This is a genomic window from Blastomonas sp., from assembly GCF_041747255.1.
Lineage (GTDB): Bacteria > Pseudomonadota > Alphaproteobacteria > Sphingomonadales > Sphingomonadaceae > Blastomonas.
Map to the genome: position 1 here is coordinate 1 of NZ_JBGTFM010000084.1, position 2,047 is coordinate 2,047.

The 2,047-nt window shown below is 63.0% G+C and carries 3 protein-coding genes; all 3 read left to right on the top strand.

The annotated features are described in order from the left end of the window. A partial coding sequence (locus ACEW8G_RS03010; RefSeq protein WP_373486965.1) for a hypothetical protein occupies positions 1-185 on the top strand: 185 nt, incomplete at its 5' end. A gap of 261 nt (positions 186-446) precedes the next feature. Then, positions 447-1,223 carry an outer membrane protein assembly factor BamD gene (locus ACEW8G_RS03015; RefSeq protein WP_373486966.1) on the top strand — a complete coding sequence of 259 codons (777 nt, stop codon included), beginning with the start codon at positions 447-449 and terminating at the stop codon, positions 1,221-1,223. A 77-nt stretch (positions 1,224-1,300) separates the two neighbouring features. Further along, positions 1,301-2,047 (top strand): AAA family ATPase (locus ACEW8G_RS03020; RefSeq protein WP_373486967.1); only part of this gene is annotated, 747 nt, incomplete at its 3' end.

The following is a 2,047-nucleotide window of genomic DNA, read 5'->3' on the forward strand; positions in this document are numbered from 1 at the left end:
GCGGCGACCGTGGTGACCGGCGTCCGCGCCGTGATGGTGACGGTGGCCGTGGACGCGGTGGTGAGCGCTCAGGCGGCGGTGATCGTGGCGGTGATCGCTCCGGCGGTGGCCGTGGTCGCGGTCGTCCGGAAGGCGGCGAAGCCCCCGATGTGGGCCTGCCCGACTTCATCACCGGCGATAATTGAGCTAAAAATCCTCCCCGACACGGGGAGGGGGACCGCATTAGCGGTGGAGGGGAAGCGAGATTATGCCTCGATCTGATCGATGCGTCTGGCCGCTTCCCCTCCGTCAGCCTTGCAGGCGGCCACCTCCCCTAAAGGATGGGGAATCGCGGTTCATGCCGGATACAGCCGATAAAATCTAGCGAACGGGCGGTATGGGAAACCTTGCCGCCCTGTTTCATTTGCGCTTGGCGCTTGGGCGGTTAGCCGATAAGGATTGCGGCCATGAACAAGGCGATTAAACTCATCCTCGCAAGCGCGGGCGCGCTGGTGCTGCTGTCCGGCTGTGCTGGCAACAAAAACAAGGTCAACACCAACTATATCGCGCGCGATGTCAGCACGCTGTATATGGCGGCGAAGGACCGGCTGGATCGCGGCCAGAACAAGATCGCCGCAGAGCTGTTCGACGAAGTCGAACGCCAGCACCCTTATTCGCCCTGGGCGCGCCGCGCGCAGCTGATGAGCGCGTTCAGCTATTATCTGGCGAAGGATCACAACAAGTCGATCCAGTCCGCCCAGCGGTTCCTCTCGATCCACCCCGGCAACAAGGACGCGCCGTACGCCTATTACCTGATTTCGCTCAATTATTATGAGCAGATCAGCGATGTGACCCGCGACCAGAAGATCACCGAACAGGCGCTGGCGTCGCTGGGCGAGGTCATGCGGCGTTACCCCAGCACCCGCTATGCATCCGATGCGCGGTTGAAGATCGATCTGGTCAACGATCACCTTGCGGGCAAGGAAATGGAAATCGGCCGCTATTACCAGCGCAGCTCGAACTGGTTGGCGGGCACATTGCGGTTCCGCGAGGTTGTTGAGAAATACCAGACCACCAGCCATACCGCTGAAGCCCTGTATCGTCTGACCGAATGCTATCTGGCGCTTGGCATCCCGATGGAGGCAAAGCGCTCGGCAGCGGTGCTGGGCAATAACTATCCGGGCTCTGAATGGTATGAAAAGGCGTTCAAGCTGATGGAAAAGCACGGCGGTTCGGTCGTCTGACCCGGCCTGTGTGTGCGCCTTGCGCGGGCACAAAAAACCAGTTCCCCCTTTGTCCCTTCCTGCTCTAAAGCAGGGTCATGCTGCTCTCGCTCGCCATTCGTGATCTTGTGCTGATCGAGGCGCTCGACCTTGAGTTCGATGCGGGGCTGGGCGTGCTGACCGGAGAGACCGGGGCAGGCAAATCGATCCTGCTTGATGCACTTGGACTGGCGCTCGGCGCTCGCGCGGACAGCGGGCTGGTGCGGCAGGGGGCAGAACGCGCGCTGGTGATCGCCGGGTTCGATGTCGGCGGCAATACCGCCGTCGCCGCGATCCTTGCTGATGGCGAGATTGCCCACGAGCCGGGCGAGCCGATGCTCATCCGGCGGCAGGTGCGCGCCGATGGCGGCAGCCGGGCGTTCGTCAATGATCAGCCGGTGTCGGCCAGTCTGCTGCGCGATCTTGGTGCATTGCTCGTGGAAATCCACGGCCAGCATGATGACCGGGGCCTGATCAACCCCAAGGGCCACCGCGATCTGCTCGATGCCTTTGGGGATTGCGATGTCGCGGGGGTTCAGGCGGCATGGCGGACATGGCAGGCCGCCGAGCGCGCTTTTACCGAAGCCGAGGCTGCCATCGATACTGCGTTGCGCGACCGCGATCTGCTCGAACACAATCTCGCCGAGCTCACCGCCTTCGCGCCGCAGCCGGGCGAAGAAGAGGAGTTGGCGGGTGAGCGCGCCGCGATGCAAAAGGGCGAGCGGCTGGCGGGCGACATGGCCAAGCTGTTCGAAAGTTTTGAAGGGTCAGACGGCGTCTCGGCGCAGCTGCGCGGCGCGGCGCGA